This window comes from Pseudorhodoferax sp. Leaf265, assembly GCF_001422365.1.
Lineage (GTDB): Bacteria > Pseudomonadota > Gammaproteobacteria > Burkholderiales > Burkholderiaceae_C > Pseudorhodoferax.
Genome location: NZ_LMMT01000001.1, coordinates 547,874 through 568,086 on the forward strand (window position 1 = coordinate 547,874; position 20,213 = coordinate 568,086).

General features: G+C 69.6%; 15 protein-coding genes and 1 tRNA gene. 13 read left to right on the top strand and 3 right to left on the bottom strand.

The features are described 5' to 3' along the window. Window positions 1–74 precede the first annotated feature (74 nt). From ASF45_RS02610 to ASF45_RS02620, 3 genes are all read left to right on the top strand, one after another. The gene (locus ASF45_RS02610) at window positions 75–2,246 is read left to right on the top strand and encodes a bifunctional diguanylate cyclase/phosphodiesterase (RefSeq protein WP_156472790.1); all 2,172 of its coding nucleotides are present in this window, start codon (window positions 75–77) and stop codon (window positions 2,244–2,246) included. 131 nt (window positions 2,247–2,377) lie between these two features. After that, window positions 2,378–6,097 carry a PAS domain S-box protein gene (locus ASF45_RS02615; protein WP_056656406.1) on the top strand — a complete coding sequence of 1,240 codons (3,720 nt, stop codon included), beginning with the start codon at window positions 2,378–2,380 and terminating at the stop codon, window positions 6,095–6,097. Further along, window positions 6,094–7,101 carry a two-component system response regulator gene (locus tag ASF45_RS02620; protein ID WP_056656408.1) on the top strand — a complete coding sequence of 336 codons (1,008 nt, stop codon included), beginning with the start codon at window positions 6,094–6,096 and terminating at the stop codon, window positions 7,099–7,101. Before ASF45_RS02615 ends, ASF45_RS02620 begins: the two co-directional genes overlap by 4 nt. Before the next feature lies 1 nt (window position 7,102). Here the strand turns inward: ASF45_RS02620 and ASF45_RS02625 are convergent, their stop codons facing one another. Both ASF45_RS02625 and ASF45_RS02630 read right to left on the bottom strand, forming a co-directional pair. Further along, complete coding sequence (locus ASF45_RS02625; protein ID WP_056656411.1) at window positions 7,103–8,086, bottom strand: response regulator transcription factor; 984 nt, start codon at window positions 8,084–8,086, stop codon at window positions 7,103–7,105. After that, window positions 8,067–11,414 (bottom strand): ATP-binding protein, encoded by a 3,348-nt coding sequence (locus tag ASF45_RS02630; protein ID WP_082550795.1) that lies wholly within the window; start codon window positions 11,412–11,414, stop codon window positions 8,067–8,069. The genes ASF45_RS02625 and ASF45_RS02630 overlap by 20 nt, the downstream gene beginning before the upstream one ends. 198 nt (window positions 11,415–11,612) lie before the next feature. Here ASF45_RS02630 and ureA point away from each other — a divergent pair, with 198 nt between their 5' ends. The 10 genes from ureA (at window position 11,613) to ASF45_RS02680 (ending at window position 19,263) form a co-directional block, all read left to right on the top strand. After that, window positions 11,613–11,915, top strand: a complete 303-nt coding sequence (gene ureA / locus ASF45_RS02635) for an urease subunit gamma (RefSeq protein WP_056656417.1) — start codon at window positions 11,613–11,615, stop codon at window positions 11,913–11,915. Next, window positions 11,915–12,220 carry an urease subunit beta gene (locus ASF45_RS02640; RefSeq protein ID WP_056656420.1) on the top strand — a complete coding sequence of 102 codons (306 nt, stop codon included), beginning with the start codon at window positions 11,915–11,917 and terminating at the stop codon, window positions 12,218–12,220. Before ureA ends, ASF45_RS02640 begins: the two co-directional genes overlap by 1 nt. Next, window positions 12,221–13,939: an urease subunit alpha gene (ureC, locus tag ASF45_RS02645; protein WP_056656423.1), complete on the top strand. Its 1,719-nt coding sequence runs from the start codon at window positions 12,221–12,223 to the stop codon at window positions 13,937–13,939. A gap of 89 nt (window positions 13,940–14,028) precedes the next feature. Continuing rightward, window positions 14,029–14,640, top strand: coding sequence for an urease accessory protein UreE (ureE, locus tag ASF45_RS02650; RefSeq protein WP_056656426.1), 612 nt, complete (start codon window positions 14,029–14,031; stop codon window positions 14,638–14,640). A gap of 66 nt (window positions 14,641–14,706) precedes the next feature. Further along, window positions 14,707–15,549 (top strand): SHOCT domain-containing protein, encoded by an 843-nt coding sequence (locus ASF45_RS02655; RefSeq protein WP_056656429.1) that lies wholly within the window; start codon window positions 14,707–14,709, stop codon window positions 15,547–15,549. A 5-nt stretch (window positions 15,550–15,554) separates the two neighbouring features. Then, a complete protein-coding gene (locus ASF45_RS02660; protein WP_369802093.1) occupies window positions 15,555–16,229 on the top strand; it encodes an urease accessory protein UreF in 675 nt (224 codons plus the stop codon). A 13-nt stretch (window positions 16,230–16,242) separates the two neighbouring features. Beyond that, window positions 16,243–16,905 carry an urease accessory protein UreG gene (gene ureG / locus ASF45_RS02665; RefSeq protein WP_056657444.1) on the top strand — a complete coding sequence of 221 codons (663 nt, stop codon included), beginning with the start codon at window positions 16,243–16,245 and terminating at the stop codon, window positions 16,903–16,905. 17 nt (window positions 16,906–16,922) lie between these two features. Further along, window positions 16,923–17,010: transfer RNA gene (locus tag ASF45_RS02670), tRNA-Ser, on the top strand. Between the two features lie 172 nt (window positions 17,011–17,182). Next, complete coding sequence (locus ASF45_RS02675; protein ID WP_369802094.1) at window positions 17,183–18,334, top strand: lytic murein transglycosylase; 1,152 nt, start codon at window positions 17,183–17,185, stop codon at window positions 18,332–18,334. 116 nt (window positions 18,335–18,450) lie between these two features. Continuing rightward, window positions 18,451–19,263: a transglutaminase family protein gene (locus tag ASF45_RS02680; protein ID WP_056656435.1), complete on the top strand. Its 813-nt coding sequence runs from the start codon at window positions 18,451–18,453 to the stop codon at window positions 19,261–19,263. Here ASF45_RS02680 and ASF45_RS02685 read toward each other — a convergent pair. Continuing rightward, a complete protein-coding gene (locus tag ASF45_RS02685; RefSeq protein WP_056656438.1) occupies window positions 19,247–20,209 on the bottom strand; it encodes a succinylglutamate desuccinylase/aspartoacylase family protein in 963 nt (320 codons plus the stop codon). The genes ASF45_RS02680 and ASF45_RS02685 overlap by 17 nt on opposite strands. Window positions 20,210–20,213: the final 4 nt, after the last annotated feature.

The window sequence follows — 20,213 nt, forward strand, 5'->3', positions numbered from 1 at the left end:
CATGTGAATACAAAACTGTTGCTTGACAACAATCCATACAATCAGGGCTGTTCTATAGCACCGACACAGCCACCATGTCCGCCCCGCTCCCCCGCACCGTCGACCCGACCGGTCGCGGGAGCGCGCGGCCTCGGCGGCGCAACCTCGCCGCCGCGGCAGCTGCGCGCGCCACCTGGTGGTTTGCCGGTGCCGCCGTCACGCTGTTGCTCGCCTGGTGGCAGCCGGCAGGCCTGCAGCATCTGGATCTGCTGGCCTACCACCTGCTGCAGCCGGATGCCGCAGCGCCTGCAGCGCTCCCCCTTGCACCCGTGGCCGTCGAACAAGTGCCGACGCCACTGGCCGCGCTGTTCACGCTGCTGCTGGTGAGCGCGGTGGCGCTGCGGCCACGCAAGGCACCGGCACGCCTGCTGCTGGCCCTGGCACTGCTGTGCCTGCCGCTGGCCGCCAGCTCGGCCTTGCTGACCCAGCAGCGCTGGTTGCCCCCGGCGTTGCCGGTCGCCGGCCTGGCGGTGGCGCTGGGCTTCCGTGAAGCAGCGCGGGCACGCGCGGAGCAGCGCCAGCAGCAGCGCACGCGCGCCCAGGCCCAGGCCGCACTGCGCGCCATCGACGATGCAGTGCTCACCGTCGATGGCGCCGACCACACCGTGCGCTTCGCCAATCCCAGCGCGGTCCTGCAGGCCGCGCCGAGGGTGCTGGACGGGCGCCCGCTGGCCATCGCCTATCCATTGGAGGCGCACAGCCACGAAGCGCTGCATGCTGCCATCACGGCCTGTGTCGCCCAGGGTGTCAGCGTGCGTGTGCGCGAATTGCTGCGCCTGCGCTCGGCCGAGGGCCTGCGCAGCCTGCGCGCGACAGCCAGTCCGCTGCGCGCCACGGACGGGGGGATCGACGGCGCCGTGCTGGTGTTCACCGACATGACCGGAGCACTGGAAGCCGCCCGCGAGCGCGAGCATGCCGCGACCCACGACGCGCTGACCGGCCTGCCCAACCGTGTGCTGCTGCAGGAGCAGTTGCAGCTGACGCTCTCGCGCGTGAAGCGCCAGCACAGCGTGGCGGCCATCCTGTTCGTCGACCTGGACCGCTTCAAGCACATCAACGACACGCTGGGCCACCGCACCGGCGATGCCATGCTGCGCGTGCTGGCCCAGCGGCTGCAGGCCCTGTGCCGCAACACCGACACGGTGGCGCGCTGGGGCGGCGACGAGTTCGTGCTGATCCTCGAAGACGTGGGCGGGCCGGAGGGCGCCGCGCTGGGCGCCACAAAGATCGTCGACGCGCTGTCGCGCGACGTGGCGCTGGGCCCGGAGTTCAGCCACCGCCTACTGCCCAGTTCGGCCAGTGTGGGCGTGGTGCTGGTGCCGCGCGACGGCACGCAAATCGAGGACCTGCTGTCCAAGGCCGACATGGCCATGTACCGCGCCAAGGGCCAGCCCAAGGCCAGCTTCCACATCTGGGCCGCCGACATCAACGCCCGCATGCACGACCGCCTGGCGCGCGAGGTCGACCTGCGCCAGGCCCTGCTGCACGAGCGCCTGCAACTGCACTACCAGCCGCAGTTCGCCTTCGACAGCGGCCGCATGATCGGCATGGAAGCCCTGATGCGCTGGCAGCCGGCGCCCGGGCAGTCCGTGCCGCCGTCCGAGTTCATCCAGCTGGCCGAGGAATCCGGCCTGATCGTCGACATGGGCGCCTGGGCCGTGCGCCAGGTGACCCGGCAAATCGCCGTCTGGCTCGCAGCCGGGCTGCGGCCGGTGCCCGTGGCCGTCAACGTGTCGGCACGCCAGTGGACCCACGGCGAGATCGTGCAGGTGGTGCGGCTGGCGCTGCGCGAGAGCGCCATTCCGCCGGCGCTGTTGCGGCTGGAGATCACGGAGACGGTCGCCATGGGCGAAGGCGACCAGACCATCGGCCTGCTGCACGACATCCACGCGCTGGGCATCCGGCTCTCGCTGGACGACTTCGGCACCGGCTACTCGTCGATGGCCTACCTCAAGCGCTTCCCGCTGGACGAACTCAAGATCGACCGCAGTTTCGTCACGGCGCTGCCGCAGGACCAGCAGGATGCCGCCATCGTGCACGCCACGGTGGCGCTGGGGCGTGGCCTGGGCCTGCGCGTGCTGGCCGAAGGCGTGGAAACGCAGGCCCAGGCCGAATTCCTGGCGGCCTGCGGCTGCGACGGCGCCCAGGGCTACCTCTACAGCCCGCCCGAACCGGCCGAAGCGGCGGCGCTGCGCCTGCAGAACTGAGCCAAATTGCGGCGTCCGCGCCACAACGCCGCGGGAAAACAGCGTGCATGTGGAAAGCTTGCACGCCTGCATCCGCTCTATTGGCGAACATACGGGCCGCACGATTTCGTCAGATTTTGTAACAAGTTCAGATGCAGCCGCAGCCCCCGTTCGATTGGTCCCGCTGGTTCCTGCTGGAGCCGGTGCCACCGGCGCAGCAGATTGCGGGCGGTTACAACCCTTGGCTGGTGGCGCTGTCGGTGGTGGTGGCGGTGGCCGCTTCGTGGGCCGCGATGCAGCTGGCCGCAGGCGTGCGCCGCACCACGCACCCGGCGGCATGCTGGTCCGCGCTGGGCGCCGGTTCGTTGGCGCTGGGCGCTGGCGTCTGGGCCATGCACTTCATCGGCATGCTGGCCTTCCAGCTGTGCACCGACGTCGAGTACAGCCCGGGCATCACGCTGCTGTCCATGCTGCCCAGCCTGCTGGCCGCCGCCGCCGCCCTGCACCTGCTGGCACGCCCGCGCGTGCGCGCCGGGCAACTGCTGCTGGGCGGCCTGCTGGTGGGCGCCGGCATCGGCACCATGCACTACGGCGGCATGCTGGCCATGCGCATGGATGCGCGGCTGGCGTTCGACCCGCTCGGTTTTGCCGCCTCCATCGTGCTGGCGGTGGTGCTGGCCGTGCTCGCACTGTGGATCCGCTTCGGCCTGGCGCACCGCCTGCGTCTGGGCGGCCACGCGCTGAACCTGCTGGCCGGCGTGGTGATGGGCCTGGCCATCGCCGGCATGCACTACCTGGGCATGGCTGCCGCGCGCTTCATCGGCGCGACCGATCCGGCGTTCGACCCCGCACAGGACGCCCAGACCGTGCTGGCGCTGGGCATCGCCTTCGTGGCCGTGACCATCGGCGCGTTGGCCGTCACGGTGCAGGCGCTGCTGCGCTCGCAGTACCTCAACCAGCGCCTGCGCGACAGCGACGGCCGGCTGCGCGCGGTGCTGGACACGGCGGTGGACGGCATCGTCTCGACCGACCGCCACGGCCGCATCCTGTCGTTCAACGCCTCCGCCGAGCGCATCTTCGGCTGGCCGGCGCAGGAGATCGTGGGCCGCAACATCGCCCTGCTCATGAACAACATGCCGGCAGACCCGCGCTCGGCGGCCCATGCCGCGCAGCTGCAGGACCGTTTCGGCCCGCTGCTGGGCGCCAGCCGCGAGGTCGTCGGCCGGCACCGCGACGGCCATCCCGTCGCACTGCGGCTGGCGATCAGCCGCACCGAAGACACGGGCGAGCCGATGTACCTGGGCATCGTGACCGACATCTCCGAGCACAAGGCCATCGAGAGCACGCTGCGCAACCGCGAAGCCCAGTACCGCACGCTGATCGCCAACATGCCCGGCGTGGCGTTCCGCAGCGAGGCCAGGCTGCACGCGCAGATGCTGTTCGTCTCCGAGCGCATCGAGACGCTGACCGGCTGGCGCGCCGATGAGTTCACCGGCAACAAGCGCAGCCTGGAAGCCCTGATTCCGCCGGCCGACCGGCAGGCGCGCAGCACCGCCATCGCCCAGGCACTGGCGCAGGACGAGCCCTATGCGGTGGAGTACCGCCTGCGCCGCGCCGATGGCGCCGAGCGCTGGGTCGCCGAGTCGGCCGGCGCCGTGCGCGATGCCGATGGCGTGCTGCAGTGGATCGACGGCGTGATGCTGGACGTGACCGACGAACGCGAGCGGGCCAGGGCCTTCGAGACCACCGGCTCGGTGCTCAACCGCGCCATGGCCGTGCTGGAGATCGACCCCAATGGCCGCATCCTGGCCTGCAACGACAACTATGTGGCCATGCTGGGCTACGACCGCGCCGACGAACTGATCGGCCGGCCCTACCAGGACATGCTGCCCCAGCACCAGCGTGCCGCGCCAGAACAGCTGCGCATGCTGGCGGCGCTCAAGCGCGGCGACGTGCTGGCTGGCGAATTCGAGCGGGTGGGCAAGAACGGCCGCGAACTGTGGGTGCAGGCCACCTACAACCCCGTGTTCGACGGCGCCGGCCGCGTCGTCAAGATGATGGCCTTCAAGACCGACATCACGCTGCGCAAGACCATGGAGCGCGAACTGCGCCGGGCCAAGGCCGCCGCCGAGCAGGCGGCCCAGGCGCGCAGCAGCTTCCTGGCCAACATGAGCCACGAGATCCGCACGCCCATGAACGCCATCCTCGGCTTCACCGACGTGCTGCTCAGCACCGCGCTGGCGCCCACGCAGCGCCGCCACCTGGAGACCGTGCGCCAGGCTGGCCAGTCGCTGCTGGGCCTGCTCAACGACATCCTGGACACTGCCAAGCTCGAGAAGGGCGCAGTCGAACTGGAGGTCGCCGACTTCTCGCTGCGCCAGCTCTGCGAGCAGGTGGTGAACTCCATGCGCCTGTCGGCCGAGAAAAAGGGCCTGGCACTGGCGCTGGACTACCCGGCCCTGCTCTCGGACTACCGCCGGGGCGATGCGCTGCGCATCCAGCAGGTGCTGGTCAACCTGGTCGGCAACGCGATCAAGTTCACGCACCGCGGCCAGGTCCGCATCCAGATCGCGCAGCGTGCCGAGACCACCGTGATCGCCATCGTCGACACCGGCATCGGCATCGCGCCAGAACGCGTGGAGCGCATCTTCGACGCGTTCGCGCAGGCCGATGCCACCATCACGCGCCAGTTCGGCGGCACGGGCCTGGGCACCACCATCGCACGCCAGCTGACCGAGCTCATGGGTGGGCGCATCGTGGTCAGCAGCCAGCTTGGTGTGGGCAGCCGCTTCGAGGTACAGCTGCCGTTGCCGGGCGGCCAGGAGCCGGTGGTGGACGCCGCCGCCAGCACCAGCCGGCTGCCGCCGCTGTCGGTGCTGGTGGCCGACGACGTGCCGCAGAACGTGGAACTGCTGGACCTGCTGCTGCAGGCCGATGGCCACAGCGTGCGCAGCGCGCGCAACGGGCGCGAAGCGCTGGCGCTGCTGGCCGAGCACAGGTTCGACCTGGTGCTGATGGACATGCACATGCCCGAGCTCGATGGCCTGAGCGCCACGCGCGCATGGCGCGCGCACGAGCGCGACCAGGGCCTGGTGCCCACGCCCGTCATCGCACTGACAGCCAGCGTGCAGGCGGCCGACCGGCTTGCCGCACAGCAGGCCGGCATGGACGGCTTCGCCACCAAGCCGGTGGTGACTGGCCAGCTGTTCGGCGAGATGGCGCGCGTGCTGGGTCTGCAGACGCAGATGCCGGCCACACGGCCACTGGAACTGCGCGAAAGCGCCTCCGATGTGGTCGACTGGAACCAGGGCCTGGCCCTGTGGAAAACCCGCGAGCGGCTGCAGAACGCGATCGCCAACTTCGTGCGATCGTGTGCCACCACCCCGCTGGACCTGGCCGACGCACTGGACCGCCAGGACACTGCCGCGCTGGCCGCGCTGGCCCACCGCGTCGGCGGCGCCGCCGGCAACCTGGCGCTGCCGGCCCTGCGCCTGGCCGCGCAGGTGCTGGAGCGTGCGGCGCGCGCCGGGCAGCTGCCCGCCATGCAGGCCGGAGTGCCGGCCCTGTTGGCCCAGCTGCAGGCCGTGGTGGCGATCCTGCCGTCACCGGCGTCCGAGCCGGCGCCGCGCCCGCCCACCGCGCTGGCCCCGCTGGAGCAGCGCAGCGTGCTGTCCGACCTGGAGGGGCTGCGGCGGGCCCTCAAGCGCAACGAACTCGACGAAGACGCACTGAACCAGCTGGCCGACGTGCTCTCGCCTGCGGACATGCGCCAGTTGATGGATGCCATCGACAACTTCGACTTCGATGCGGCAGTACGCTGCGTGGACCGGCTGCGCAGCAGCCTGCAGACCGAGCTGGGAACCTTGCCATGACAACCGAAACCGACCGCCGCCCGCGTGTGCTGCTGGTGGACGACGAACCCACCAACCTGCAGGTGCTGCGCGGCATCCTGCAGGCCGACTACCGGCTGCTGTATGCGCGCGACGGCGCCACCGCGCTCAAGCTGGCGCGCGAGGAGAAGCCCGACCTGTTGCTGCTGGACGTGATGATGCCGGGCATGAGCGGCCACGAGGTCTGCCGCACGCTCAAGGCCGACGCGATCACGCAGTCCATCCCGGTGGTGTTCGTCACCGCGCTGTCGGACGCCGGCGACGAGGCGCAGGGCTTCGACGCCGGTGCGGTCGACTACATCATCAAGCCCGTGAGCCCGCCCGTGGTGCGCGCGCGCGTGCGCACCCATCTGTCGCTGGTGCGCATGGACGAACTCAAGGCCTCGCGGCTGGAGATCGTGCAGCGCCTGGGCCGCGCCGCCGAGTACAAGGACAACGAGACCGGCCAGCATGTGCTGCGCATGAGCCACTACGCCCAGGCACTGGCGCTGGCGCTGGGCTTCGATCCGCGCGATGCCGAGGACCTGCTGCACGCCGCGCCCATGCACGACGTGGGCAAGATCGGCATTCCCGACCACATCCTGCGCAAGCCGGGCCAGTTGACGCCCGACGAATGGGCCGTGATGCGCTCGCACGCCACCATCGGCGCCGACATCATCGGCCAGCACGACAGCGGCGTGCTGCACATCGCGGCGAAGATCGCACTGAGCCACCACGAGAAATGGGATGGCAGTGGCTACCCGGGTGGCCTGGCCGGTGAAGCCATCCCGCTGGAGGCGCGCATCGTCGCCATTGCCGACGTGTTCGACGCGCTGACCAGCGTGCGGCCCTACAAAGCGGCCTGGAGCGTGGAAGACGCGGTGGCGCTGCTCGAGCGCGAGGCTGGCAAGCAGTTCGACCCCGCGCTGGTACCGGTCTTCGTCGGCATCCTGCCGCAGGTGCTGGGGATCCGCGAGCGCTTCTCGGACGCGCCCACACCGGCCTGAATCAGCCCTGGAACTGCGGCTGCAGTTGCCGCACGCGCTGCAGCGCCACCGTGGCCGCGGCCGTGCGCGTCTCCACGCCGAGCTTGACGTAGACACGCTCCAGGTGCTTCTTGATGGTGGCGGGGCTCGCGCCCAGGATCTCGCCGATGTCGCGGTTGGTCTTGCCCTTGACCAGCCAGTACAGGACCTCGGCCTCGCGCGCGGTCAGCGCCAACGACAGGCCCAGCGCTTCGATCACGGCGGCATCGGACTCCTCGCGCATGACGATGAGCCAGTCGCCGCCGCCCTCGCCGTCGCCGGTCTGGCGGTGCAGCCGGAAGCTCAGCGCGCGCGCGCCCTGCGCCACGCGCAGCGGCGGCGGCTCGATCTGGCGCTGTTCGGCATCGGCCGCATGGCGCCGCAGCCAGTCCAGTACGGCCTCGGGTGCCACGCTGCCCACGTGCGGGCCGCCGCAGTAGCGCTGCAGCAACTCGCGCGCCAGCACGGTTTGCCACATCAGCCGGCCGTCGCTCAGGCGCACGGTGATGCTGGCGTAGCCGAAGGCGTCGAGCGCGTTGCGCGCCTGGCGCCGCTCGCGCGCACTGGCCAGGTGGACACCCATGCGGGCGAGCACCTCCTTGGGCTTGATCGGCTTGGTCACGTAGTCCACGCCGCCGGACTCCAGTGCCGCGACCAGGTGCTCGGTCTCGGTCAGGCCGGTCATGAAGATGATGGGGATGTGGGCAGTGGCCGGCGAGGCCTTGAGCCGGCGCGCGACCTCGAAGCCGTCCATGCCCGGCATCATGGCGTCCAGCAACACCACGTCGGGCAGCGCCTGGGCCGCGCGCTGCAAGGCCATCTCGCCGCCCGTCGCCACCAGCACAGTGAAGCCCGACTCGTCGAGCGCGTCGTGCAGCACGGCGAGGTTGTCGGGCACGTCGTCGACGATCAGCACCACATCGCTGTTGGCACGGTCCAGGGTCTGGTCAAGGGGTGGGTGCGGCATCGGCTTGTTGCAGCAATCGGCTCATGGCCTCGAACTGGAATTGTCGGGCCAGCGCGCGCATCTGCTGCACGAAGCCGGCGCAGGCCGGCTGGCCGCGCTCGATGGCGTCCAGCGCATTCATGATGCCGCGGTGGAAGCCCAGGTCGACCGCCTGCTGCAGCGCTGTGCGGCTGGCCGCGTCGGGATAGGCCAGCGGTGCGGCCGGGGCCGGCTGCGCTGCCGCGGCGTCGGCAGCCGGTGCCTTCTCCAGCCACTCCAGCGCGAGCTGGCGACCCAGCCAGTCCAGCAGTTCGGACAGGCGCACGGGTTTGACGAGAAAGTCCTCGGGCCGGATCCCGACATCGTTCTCCAGGCCCTTGTCGAAGGCGTTGGCCGAGACGATGGCGATGCGCGGCGGCCGCGGCAGCAACGCGCGCACGCGGCGGATGGTTTCCCAGCCGTCGATGCCCGGCATGGCCAGGTCCATCAGGATGGCGTCGGGCCGGTAACCCGCGACCAGCAGATCCAGGCAGTCATGGCCGCTGGCGGCCGTGCGCAGCAGGAAGCCCAGCGGCTCCAGGAGGTGCACGAGCAACTGGCGATCGACCTCCTCGTTGTCGACCACAAGGATGCTGCGGCGCTGGCCGGCATAGCCATGGCGCGGCGTGGTGGTCCGCGCCACCTGCCGCCCGGCGCTGCCATGCTGCGCGGGCAGGAACAGCCGTACCCGGAACTGCGAGCCCACGCCGGGTTCGCTCGTGGCCGTGAGCTCGCCGCCCATGAGGTCGGTCAGCATCTTGGCGATCGTGAGCCCCAGGCCGGCGCCGCCCGGCGCGCCCTGGCCCGGCGCAGGCGCGCGTGCGAAGGGTTCGAAGATCTGCGCCAGCGCATCGGCCGCGATGCCGGGGCCGCTGTCGGCGATCTCCAGGGTCGCCATCTCGCGCTGGTAGCGCACACGAAAACGCACATGGCCCACGGCCGTGAACTTGATGGCGTTGCCCAGCAGGTTGATGAGGATCTGGCGCAGCCGCTGCTCGTCGGCGCGCACCAGCTCGGGCAGCTGGCCCTCGGGCTCGAAGTGGAACGCCAGGCCCTTGCCCGCCGCCTGCAGCTCGAACATGGACGCGACCTCGTGCACGGTGTCGGCGAAGGCCATGGGCCGGATGTTGAGCGTGAGCTTGCCCGACTCGATGCGCGCGATGTCCAGCGTGCCGTCGACGAGCTGCAGCAGATGCTCGCCGCCGCGCTTGATGACCTGCACGGCATGGCGCCGGTGCGGCGGCACGGCCGCGTCCTCGCCCATCAGCTGCGCATAGCCCAGGATGCTGTTGAGCGGCGTGCGCAGCTCGTGGCTGATGGCGCTGATGTAACGGCTCTTGGCCTGGTTGGCCTGGTCGGCCTGGCGCCGCGCCTCCTCGGCGACCTGACGTGCACGCTGCAGCTCGGCATCGGTCTGGCGGTGCAGCGCGATCTCGCGCACCAGCAGGTGGGTCTGGCGGTTGGACTCTTCCTGCGCCACCTGCCGGCTCTTGTGCGCCAGCACCAGCCACCAGGCCACGATGCCGGCCGCCAGCAGCAGCGCCATGTAGGCTTTGGTGAAGCCCGAGCGCAGGGCCTCCTCGGCCAGCCGCGCGCCGGCCATGCCTTCGGTGACCGCGGTCTCCTGGCTGTAGAGCAGGCCGAACACGGCCGCCAGCAGCGGCACCAGGACCAGCATGAGCAGCAGGTAGTGCGCTAGCCCGGTCTCCAGGTAGGGCCAGATGCGCCGCGGCAGCAGCCAGCGCAGCGCGGACGACCATTGCCAGGACAGCGAGGCGCGCGGCTTGCAGAGGTCGCCGCAGCGCGCGTCCAGCGTGCAGCACAGCGAGCAGATCGGCCCCTGGTAGGCAGGGCAATGCGCCATGTCCGGGCCTTCGTACTCGCGCTCGCAGATCACGCAGCGGTTTGTCTGTGGCGTGGATTGCCGGGCGATGTAGTAGCGCCCCTTGGTCAGCCAGGCCAGCAGCGGCGAGGCCACGAAGGCCGTGCCCAGCGCGATCAGCGCCGAAAAGGCCTGCGCCAGCGGCCCGAACAGTCCGATGTAGGCACTGATGGACAGCACCGAGGCCAGTGCCATCGCGCCCACGCCCACGGGGTTGATGTCGTACAGGTGGGCACGCTTGAACTCGATGCCCTTGGGCGACAGGCCCAGCGGCTTGTTGACGACCAGGTCGGCCACCACGGCCATGATCCAGGCGATCGCCAGGTTGGAGTACAGGCCCAGCACCTCGCCCAGGGCCTGGAACACGTTCATCTCCATGAGCATGAACGCGATCAGCGTGTTGAACACCACCCAGACCACGCGGCCCGGGTGGCTGTGCGTCACGCGCGAGAAGAAATTGGACCAGGCCAGCGAGCCCGCGTAGGCATTGGTCACGTTGATCTTGAGCTGGGAGACCACCACGAACAGCGCTGTGGCGGCCACCGCCCAGCCCAGGTTGGGGAACACGTACTCGTAGGCCGCCAGGTACATCTGGTTCGGATCGACCGCACGCTCCTTGGGCACCATGTGGGTGATGGCCAGGTAGGCCAGCAGCGCACCGCCCAGCATCTTGACCACGCCCAGCACCACCCAGCCCGGCCCGCCGACCAGCACGCCGAGCCACCAGCGCCTGCGGTTGGCGCGTTCGCGCACCGGCATGAACCGCAGGTAATCGGCCTGCTCCCCCATCTGGGTGATCAGCGCGATTCCCACGGTCAACGCAGCACCAAATAGGTGCATCTCAAAGCCATCACGCGAGGATTTTTCACCGACATAGTGCGTGACGCCCATGAACGCACCAGGATCGCGCATCAACACATAGACGAAGGGCACGACCAGCATGACCAGCCACAGCGGCTGTGTCCACATCTGCAGCCGGCTGATGGCCGAGACGCCGTGCGTGACCAGCGGGATCACGACCAGCGCACAGATGAGGTAGCCCCAGGTCGGCGGAATGCCCAGCGCGAGTTCCAGCGCATAGGCCATGACGGCGGCCTCGAGCGCGAAGAAGATGAAGGTGAAGCTCGCGTAGATCAGCGAGGTCAGCGTGGAGCCGATGTAGCCGAAGCCCGCGCCGCGCGTGAGCAGGTCCATGTCCAGCCCGTAGCGGGCGGCGTAGATGCTGATCGGCAGGCCGGCCAGGAAGATGATCAGGCCGGTGGCCAGGATGGCCCAGAACGCGTTGACGAAGCCGTACTGCACGAGCAGCGTGGCGCCCACCGCCTCCAGGATCAGGAACGAGGCCGCGCCGAAAGCCGTGTTGGCCACGCGCCAGGACGACCACTTGCGAAAGCGCGTGGGCGTGAAGCGCAGTGCGTAGTCCTCCATGGTCTCGCGCGCGACCCAGCTGTTGTAGTCGCGCCGGACCTTGACGATGCGCTGCGGGGCGTTCTGTTCGACGGGGGCGGAAGTCTCTTGCACGGGACTTGGATCAGCGCAGCTTTCATGCCACGTGGTCACACGGCGGCACGATGCTTGCTGAATAATTGTTCGACAACACCCACCACAGCCCGATCTTCGAGCGACATGGAACTCACACCGCGAGAGAAAGACAAGCTGTTGATCTTCACTGCCGGCCTGCTGGCCGAGCGCCGCAAGGCCCGCGGGTTGAAGCTCAACTACCCCGAAGCCGTGGCCCTGATCTCGGCCGCCGTCATGGAAGGCGCCCGCGACGGCAAGACCGTGGCCGAACTCATGAGCGAAGGCCGCAACGTGCTCACGCGCGCCGACGTGATGGAAGGCATTGCCGAGATGATCCCGGACATCCAGGTCGAGGCCTCGTTCCCTGATGGCACCAAGCTGGTCACCGTGCACCAGCCCATCCCGTGATGACGCCGGGCGAACTGCTGGTCGACGCGGGCGACCATGAACTGAACCCCGGGCGCCGCACCCTCACGGTGCTGGTCAAGAACGGCGCCGACCGGCCGATCCAGGTCGGCTCGCATTACCACTTCGCCGAGACCAACGGCGCGCTCGACTTCGACCGCGAGGCCGCGCGCGGCATGCGGCTCAACATCGCGTCCGGCACGGCCGTGCGCTTCGAGCCCGGCCAGCAGCGCACCGTGGAACTGGTGGACTTCGCCGGCGACCGCACGGTCTACGGCTTTCGCGGCCTCGTACAAGGAAAGCTGTAAATGGCGAACATCTCGCGCCGCGCCTACGCGGAGATCTTCGGCCCCACGACCGGCGACCGCGTGCGCCTGGCCGACACCGACATCCTGATCGAGGTCGAGAAGGACTACACCCTGGCCTCCGGCGGCTACGGCGAAGAGGTCAAGTTCGGCGGCGGCAAGACCATCCGCGACGGCATGGCCCAGGGCCAGCGCACACGCGCCGAAGGCGCGGTCGACTGCGTGCTGACCAACGCACTGATCCTGGACCACTGGGGCATCGTGAAGGCTGACATCGGCCTGAAGGGCGGCCGCATCGTGGCCATCGGCAAGGCCGGCAACCCCGATGTGCAACCGGGCGTGGACATCGTCATCGGCCCGGGCACCGAGATCATCGCGGCCGAGGGCAACATCGTCACGGCCGGCGGCATCGACAGCCACATCCACTTCATCTGCCCGCAGCAGATCGAGGAAGCCCTGGCCTCTGGCGTGACCACCATGCTGGGTGGCGGCACCGGCCCGGCCACCGGCACCTTCGCCACCACCTGCACGCCCGGCCCCTGGAACATCGAGCGCATGCTGCAGGCGGCCGACGCCTTCCCGATGAACCTCGGCTTTCTGGGCAAGGGCAACGCCAGCCTGCCGGCGGCCCTGCACGAGCAGATCGACGCTGGCGTGATCGGCCTGAAGCTGCACGAGGACTGGGGCACGACGCCGGCCGCGATCAGCAACTGCCTGGACGTGGCGGACGCCACCGACACGCAGGTGGCGATCCACTCGGACACGCTCAACGAATCGGGCTTCGTCGAGAACACCATCGCGGCCACCAAGGGCCGCGCGCTGTGCGCCTTCCACACCGAGGGTGCGGGCGGCGGGCACGCGCCCGACATCCTGCGCGTGGTCGGTGAGGACAACTTCCTGCCCTCCTCGACCAACCCCACCATGCCGTACACCGTGAACACGCTCGACGAGCACGTGGACATGCTGATGGTCTGCCACCACCTGGACGCCGGCATCGCGGAAGATCTGGCCTTCGCCGAGTCGCGCATCCGCAAGGAGACCATCGCGGCCGAGGACGTGCTGCACGACCTGGGCGCAATCAGCATGATGAGCTCGGACAGCCAGGCCATGGGCCGGGTCGGCGAGGTCATCCTGCGCACCTGGCAGACCGCGCACAAGATGAAGGTGCAGCGCGGCGCGCTGCCCGAAGACAACGCGCGCAACGACAACTTCCGCGCCAAGCGCTACGTGGCCAAGTACACGATCAATCCGGCGATCGCGCACGGCATCAGCCACGAGGTGGGCAGCATCGAGGTGGGCAAGTGGGCCGACCTGGTGGTCTGGAAGCCGGCCTTCTTCGGCGTGAAGCCCGCGCTGATCCTGAAAGGCGGCAGCATCGCGATGGCAGCCATGGGCGACCCGAACGCCTCGATCCCGACGCCGCAGCCCGTGCACTACCGGCCGATGTTCGGCGCCTACGGCGGCGCCATCGCCAAGGGCTCGCTGACCTTCGTGTCGCAGGCTGGCTTGTCGGCGGGCATCAAAGAGCGCTTCGGACTGGCCAAGAACCTGAGCGCCGTCAAGAACATCCGCAATGTGCGCAAGCAGCACCTCATCCACAACGGCTACCTGCCGAAGATGGAGATCGATCCGCAAACCTATGCCGTGCGGGCCGACGGGCAACTGCTGACCTGCGAGCCGGCGAAGGTGCTGCCGATGGCGCAGCGCTATTTCCTGTTCTGACCCGGGGGGCCCGCCACGGGTCTAGGATAGGGGCCGATGGCCACCGCGCGCTGCAGCGGCCGCGTCCCCATGCCCCCTTCTTCGCCACCATGCTCACCACCAGCAAACTCATGCCCCGGGGCGCCGGCCTCGCGCCCGTGCTGCTCAAGCGCGCCGCCACCGTCGAACTTGACTGGGACGTGCGCCAGAAAAGCCGCTTCGACGCCACCGACTCGCAGGGCCGCCAGCTCGGCGTGTTCCTGCCGCGCGGTACGGCCGTGCGCGGCGGCGATGTGCTGGTCGCCGAAGATGGCTCGCTGATCCGCGTGCTCGCCGCACCGCAGGACGTGCTCAGGATCACGCACTGCACAGCCCACGGCACGCCGTTCGACCTGATCCGCGCGGCCTACCACCTGGGCAACCGCCATGTGCCGATCGAACTCAAGCCCGACCACCTCAAGATCGAACCCGACCATGTGCTGGCCGACATGCTGCGGGCCATGCACCTGATCGTGACGCCCGTGGCCGAGGCCTTCGAGCCCGAGGGCGGCGCGTACGGTGCGCATGGCCATGGCTCTGAACACCATGGCCATGACCACGGTCATGGTGACCATGACCATGCGCACCACGACCACGACCACGGGCATGGTCATGGCCACGCCCATCAGCACGGTCACGGCCACGCGCACGCCCACCGCCACGACGGCCAGGACCAGCAGTAAGCGCCGCTACCGGACTGACACCCACCACTGCCAGAATCCGCCCATCCACTGCAGCGCGAGGCTCCCATGCGCCAACTCTCCCCCTCTGGCCAGCAGGCCATTGACGACATCGCCAGGCGGCACGGCATCAGCACGGAAGCCGCAATGAGCATGCTGGACGCCGTGGTCCGCGGCAACGGCGGCATGGCGCAGTTCAGCCACCCGGAGTTCGGCGGCTCGGGCCAGTGGATGCGCGGCGGCATGACCATGGTGTCGGACATGTTCAACAACCACCTCAGGTCGCGTGTCGATGCGCTGTGCTTGGATCTGTCCAACCTGGTCGCCAGCCAGCCCGACCTGTTGCTGAGCGGCAGTTTTCAGTCGCAGAGCCAGAGCGGGCAGGAGCAGTTCAGTGGCAGCGGCCATCGCCATGCCAGCAACAGCAACAGCAACAGCAACAGCGCCAGCTTGTTCGTGCCGCCACCGCCCGACTGGTGGGGGCCTTCGCTGCGCTGGCCCGACAGCACGGGCTCGCAGAACGGCGTGCGCTACGCCAACTTCGCGCAGGCGCGGCGCCTGGCCATCGAGGCCAACGGCACGGTCACGATCTACGACACGCTGGACCACCAGATCGGCGGCTTCTCGCAGCAGCAGTCGCATGGCGGCTCGCTGAGCTTCAACAGCCAGTACGGCCTGATCGACGTCGCCAGCCTGCCGGTGGTCTCGGTCAATGGGCTGGAGCCCGTGGCGCCGGCGCCGTTCCAGCCAGCTCCCGCGCCCTCCCAGGCGCAGGCCATGCCTCCCCCTGCCGGCGGCAACAGCCAGGACATCTTCGCCACCATCGAGCGCCTGGCCGAGCTGCGCGCCAAGGGTGTGCTGGACGACGCCGAGTTCCAGGCCAAGAAGACCGAACTGCTGGGCCGACTCTGAACACGTTGAGCATCTCTTCCCCCACTTTGCTGGGGCTGATCTGGCTGGCCTCGCCGGCACTGCCGGTGGGTGGCTTCAGCTACTCCGAAGCACTGGAAGCCGCGGTCGACGCCCAGCTCGCCAACGGTGAGCAGCAGGCCGGCGACTGGCTGCTGGCACAGCTGCAGCTGAGCCAGGCGCGCAGCGACCTGGCCGTGGTGGCCGAGGCCGTCGCGGCCTGGCACACCGGCGACCGTGACCGTGTGCAGGCACTCGATGCCTGGCTGCGCTGCACGCGCGAATCCGCCGAATTCGTGCTGCAGACCGAGCAGATGGGCCGCTCCATGCTGGAATGGCTCAAGCTGCAGCACGGCGATGCCGCAGCCGCCTTCGCCGGGCTCACGCCCTGCTACCCCGTGGCCTTCGCCTTTGCGGCGGCCCGCGCCGGCGCCGCGCCGCGCGAGGCCTGCCTGGCCTTCGCCTTCGGCTGGGCCGAGAACATGGTGGCCGCCGCCGTCAAGGCCGTACCGCTGGGCCAGAGCGCGGGCCAGCGCATGCTGCAGCGGCTCGCGCAGGCGATCCCGGCCGCCGTCGAGCAGGCGCTGGCCACGCCCGCAGAGGCACGCCAGGCCTTCTCGCCCATGCTGGCCATCCTGTCCGCGCAGCACGAAACCCAATACTCCCGATTGTTCCGTTCCTGAGAAGCCCTTGACCATGACCGCCCTGCACCACATCGCCCACCGCACCAAGAAACTGCCACCGCTGCGCGTGGGCATCGGCGGCCCTGTCGGCTCGGGCAAGACCACGCTGCTGGAGATGCTCTGCAAGCAGATGCGCGCGCAGTACGACCTGGTCGCCATCACCAACGACATCTACACCAAGGAAGACCAGCGCCTCCTGACCGTCAGTGGCGCGCTGCCGGCCGAGCGCATCATGGGCGTGGAAACGGGGGGCTGCCCGCACACGGCGATCCGCGAGGACGCCTCCATCAACCTCGAAGCCATCGACCGCATGCTGGAGGACTTCCCCGATGCCGACGTGGTGTTCGTGGAAAGCGGTGGCGACAACCTGGCCGCCACCTTCAGCCCCGAGCTGTCGGATCTCACGATCTACGTGATCGACGTGGCGGCCGGCGAGAAGATCCCGCGCAAGGGCGGCCCCGGCATCACCAAGAGCGACCTGTTCGTGATCAACAAGACCGACCTGGCGCCGCACGTGGGTGCCGACCTGGCGGTCATGGAGGCCGACACACGCCGCATGCGCACCAACGCGCGCGGCGAACTCAAGCCCTTCGTGATGACCAACCTGAAGACCAACGACGGGCTGGCCGAGGTGGTGCGCTTCATCGAGCAGCGCGGGATGCTGCAGACCGCCTGAGTAGAATCCGCGGACTCGGAAGCTTGGCAGAGTGGTCGATTGCACCGGTCTTGAAAACCGGCGATGGGAAACCATCCGTGAGTTCGAATCTCACAGCTTCCGCCAGACCCGACCCGCGCCCATGCCCCTGACGCACCGCCACCGCACCCTCGCACCGCTGCTGGCGGCCCTGGTCATGACGGGGTGCGCGACAGCGCCGGCGCCCCAACCCACGACGCCCCCTGCCTCCACCACGCCGGCTGCACCACCGTCGGCGTCCGCGCCACCAGGAGCCGCAGTGCCCGCCCCCGCCGCGGCGGTGCCGCTGAACCAGGACTTCGCCCAATGGGTCGAACGCTTCCGCGCCGAAGCGCGCGCGGGCGGCATCACGGAGGCCACCCTGCACGCGGCCTTCGACGGCGTCCGCCACCTGGACCAGGTGGTCACGCTCGACCGCTCGCAGCCCGAGTTCACGCGCGCCGTCTGGGACTACCTGGACACCGCGGTCTCGCCCACGCGCGTGGCGCGTGGCCAGGACAAGCTGCTCGACGTGCGGGCCTATGCCGACGCTGCCGCGGCACGCTACGGCGTGCCGGCGGAGATCGTCGTCGCCATCTGGGGCATGGAGAGCAACTACGGCAGCAACTACGGCGACACGCCCACCATCGATGCACTGGCCACGCTCGGGTTCGAGGGCCGGCGCGCGGCGTGGGCACGCGGCCAGTTGATGGCGGCGCTGCGCATTCTGCAGAACGGCGACATCCCGCGCGAGCGCATGCTGGGCTCCTGGGCGGGGGCCATGGGCCAGACCCAGTTCCTGCCTTCGAACTTCCTGGCCTACGCGGTGGATGCGGACGGCGACGGCCGGCGCGACATCTGGGGCAGCATGGCGGACGTGACGGCTTCCACCGCACATTTCCTGGCACGCGAAGGCTGGCAGCGCGGCCAGCCGTGGGGCCTGGAAGTGCAACTGCCGCCCGGCTTCGATCTGGGTCGCGCGGACGATGCGCTGCGCCAGCCCGGTGCCCAATGGGCCGAAGAAGGTGTGCGCACCATGGATGGCACCGCCCTGCCCGACCTGCCCGACGCGAGCCTGTTGTTGCCGGCTGGCGCGCGCGGACCGGTGTTCCTGGTCGGGCCGAACTTCCGCGCCATCCTGCGTTACAACAACGCGACCAGCTATGCCCTCGGAGTGGGCCTGCTGGCGCAGCGCATCGCGGGCGGCCCTGCGATCCAGGCGGCCTGGCCCCGCGACCTCAAGCCGCTCTCGCGCAACGCGCTTCAGACACTGCAGCAGGCGCTGCAGTCCAAGGGCTTCAACCCCGGCAGCATCGACGGCGTGCTGGGGCCCGCCACGCGTGGCGCCATCCGGCGCTGGCAACGCAGCGTGGGCCTGGCAGCCGACGGCTTTCCGACGCACGAACTACTGGACCGGCTGCAACAGCCGTGAGCGGCGGGCCCTGCGCCTACGGGCGCACGGGAAAAATTCAAACAGCCGGCACGGCAACCGGGGCATACCATGGGTCGGATGCCCCACCCCTTCGCGCGGCCCTGCCGCAGCTCGCCATGTTGATCCGCATCGGCTATGACATTGCGCTCCAGGTCAATGCGCCCACGGCGCTGATCTACCTCCTCCAACTCCATCCGTCTCGCGCAGGCGACTTGGTCGCGCCCGAGGACATCACACTCAGTCCGCCGCTGGCCACAGACTTCTACCTGGACGGTTTCGGCAACCAGTGCGCGCGCGTGCGCGTCGACGCGGGCACGCGCGAGGTGCGGCTGCGCAACCAGGCTGTCGTGCGGGACAGCGGCCTGCCCGACGCAGTCCACTGGGGTGCCTGGGAACATGCCGTTGCGGACTTGCCCGTGGACAGCCTGCAGTTCCTGCTGCCCAGCCGCTATTGCGATTTCGACGGAGAACTGCTGGCCTTTGCCTGGAGCCGCTTCTCGGGCGTGCAGCCCGGTTGGGGCCGTGTGCAGGCCATCTGCGACTACGTGCACCAGCACCTGCGCTTCGACTACGGCTGCGCGCGGCCGACGCGGACCGCCCTTCAGGCATGGCATGAGCGCGTGGGCGTATGCCGCGACTTCGCCCACCTGGCTGTCGCTTTGTGCCGGAGCATGAACATTCCGGCACGCTACGCCACCGGCTACCTGGGCGACATCGGCATCCCGCCCGTGCCCTATCCCATGGACTTCAGCGCCTGGTTCGAGGTCTACCTGGGCGGACAGTGGCACACCTTCGACGCCCGCCACAACACGCCGCGGATCGGGCGCGTGCTGCTGGCGCGCGGCCGCGACGCTGCCGACGTGCCCATCACCATGGTGTTCGGCGAGCACCAGTTGGTCCGCTTCGAGGTGGTCACGGAACTGGCATGAGGCCAGGGTCGTCCAGGCGCCGTTCGCTGTCGACGGCCAGATAGAACCACTCGCTCCCAGGCGTGGCCTGCGGATTTGGAAACACGATGACGCCATCGCACGGCGCTTCGACCGGACGCCCATCGGCGCGCACGCCGATGGACTGGCCACGCTGCACCGGGTCGAAGCTGGCCCAGTTGCGCAGCAGGCGGTCGCCTTCGGCGTGGCGATCGACCACATCGACCAAGCGCAGCAGCCGCGGCGCCCTGGGCGGCCGCGGCAGGGCGCCCGCCATGTCCAGCAGGGCCAGGCTGGCCAGGATCGCGCGGTAGGCCACTTCGGGGGCCTGCGGATCGCGGTGCTGGCCGCATTCCACCGTCACCGCGTAGCCGCCCTGGCTGCGCATGTACTCATTGGTGCCCCAACCGAAAGCCATGGCGCGCGCGTCCGTGGACCTACCGAGCCGGGCGAGCCGCGCGGCGTAGACGTCCAGCCATGACTCGACGACGCACTCCATGCCCAGATGCAGCGCCAACCGGCCCTCCTCCCATGCCCGGCTGAAAGGTTCCAATGGCCCGCTGTTGTCGCGCGGTCCGATCATGGCGAACGGCGCCCCGGCCGTGTGGAAGGAGTGCAGATCCAGCAACACGTCGTGGCGTGCAAGCAGGGGGCACAACAGGTTGGTGATGCGGGCCTCGTAGTCAGGCGGCTGTGGATCGGGCTGGAAAGAGCGGTTCAGGTTGCGCTCGCCCTCGCGGTGCTGGCGCTGGCGGGCCAAGGGGTTGGCGACCGGCACCAGGGTCAGCTCGCCGCGCCGCAGCGCCAGCCGGCCGGATTCCAGGTCGGCACGCACGCGCTCGATGGCGGCGGTTCCACAGGTTTCATCGCCGTGCACCCCTCCCAGCACGACCAGCCGCGCGCCAGGCTGGGGGGAGGCGAAGGCATGCGAGCGCAGGGTCTCGTCCATGCGC

Bases quoted from the DNA above. Each gene is read 5' to 3' on its own strand.
- ASF45_RS02610 (WP_156472790.1), top strand. From the start codon at position 75: ATGTCCGCCCCGCTCCCCCGCACCGTCGACCCGACCGGTCGCGGGAGC.
- ASF45_RS02615 (WP_056656406.1), top strand. From the start codon at position 2,378: ATGCAGCCGCAGCCCCCGTTCGATTGGTCCCGCTGGTTCCTGCTGGAG.
- ASF45_RS02620 (WP_056656408.1), top strand. From the start codon at position 6,094: ATGACAACCGAAACCGACCGCCGCCCGCGTGTGCTGCTGGTGGACGAC.
- ASF45_RS02625 (WP_056656411.1), bottom strand. From the start codon at position 8,086: ATGCCGCACCCACCCCTTGACCAGACCCTGGACCGTGCCAACAGCGAT.
- ASF45_RS02630 (WP_082550795.1), bottom strand. From the start codon at position 11,414: ATGGAGGACTACGCACTGCGCTTCACGCCCACGCGCTTTCGCAAGTGG.
- ureA (WP_056656417.1), top strand. From the start codon at position 11,613: ATGGAACTCACACCGCGAGAGAAAGACAAGCTGTTGATCTTCACTGCC.
- ASF45_RS02640 (WP_056656420.1), top strand. From the start codon at position 11,915: ATGACGCCGGGCGAACTGCTGGTCGACGCGGGCGACCATGAACTGAAC.
- ureC (WP_056656423.1), top strand. From the start codon at position 12,221: ATGGCGAACATCTCGCGCCGCGCCTACGCGGAGATCTTCGGCCCCACG.
- ureE (WP_056656426.1), top strand. From the start codon at position 14,029: ATGCTCACCACCAGCAAACTCATGCCCCGGGGCGCCGGCCTCGCGCCC.
- ASF45_RS02655 (WP_056656429.1), top strand. From the start codon at position 14,707: ATGCGCCAACTCTCCCCCTCTGGCCAGCAGGCCATTGACGACATCGCC.
- ureG (WP_056657444.1), top strand. From the start codon at position 16,243: ATGACCGCCCTGCACCACATCGCCCACCGCACCAAGAAACTGCCACCG.
- ASF45_RS02680 (WP_056656435.1), top strand. From the start codon at position 18,451: ATGTTGATCCGCATCGGCTATGACATTGCGCTCCAGGTCAATGCGCCC.
- ASF45_RS02685 (WP_056656438.1), bottom strand. From the start codon at position 20,209: ATGGACGAGACCCTGCGCTCGCATGCCTTCGCCTCCCCCCAGCCTGGC.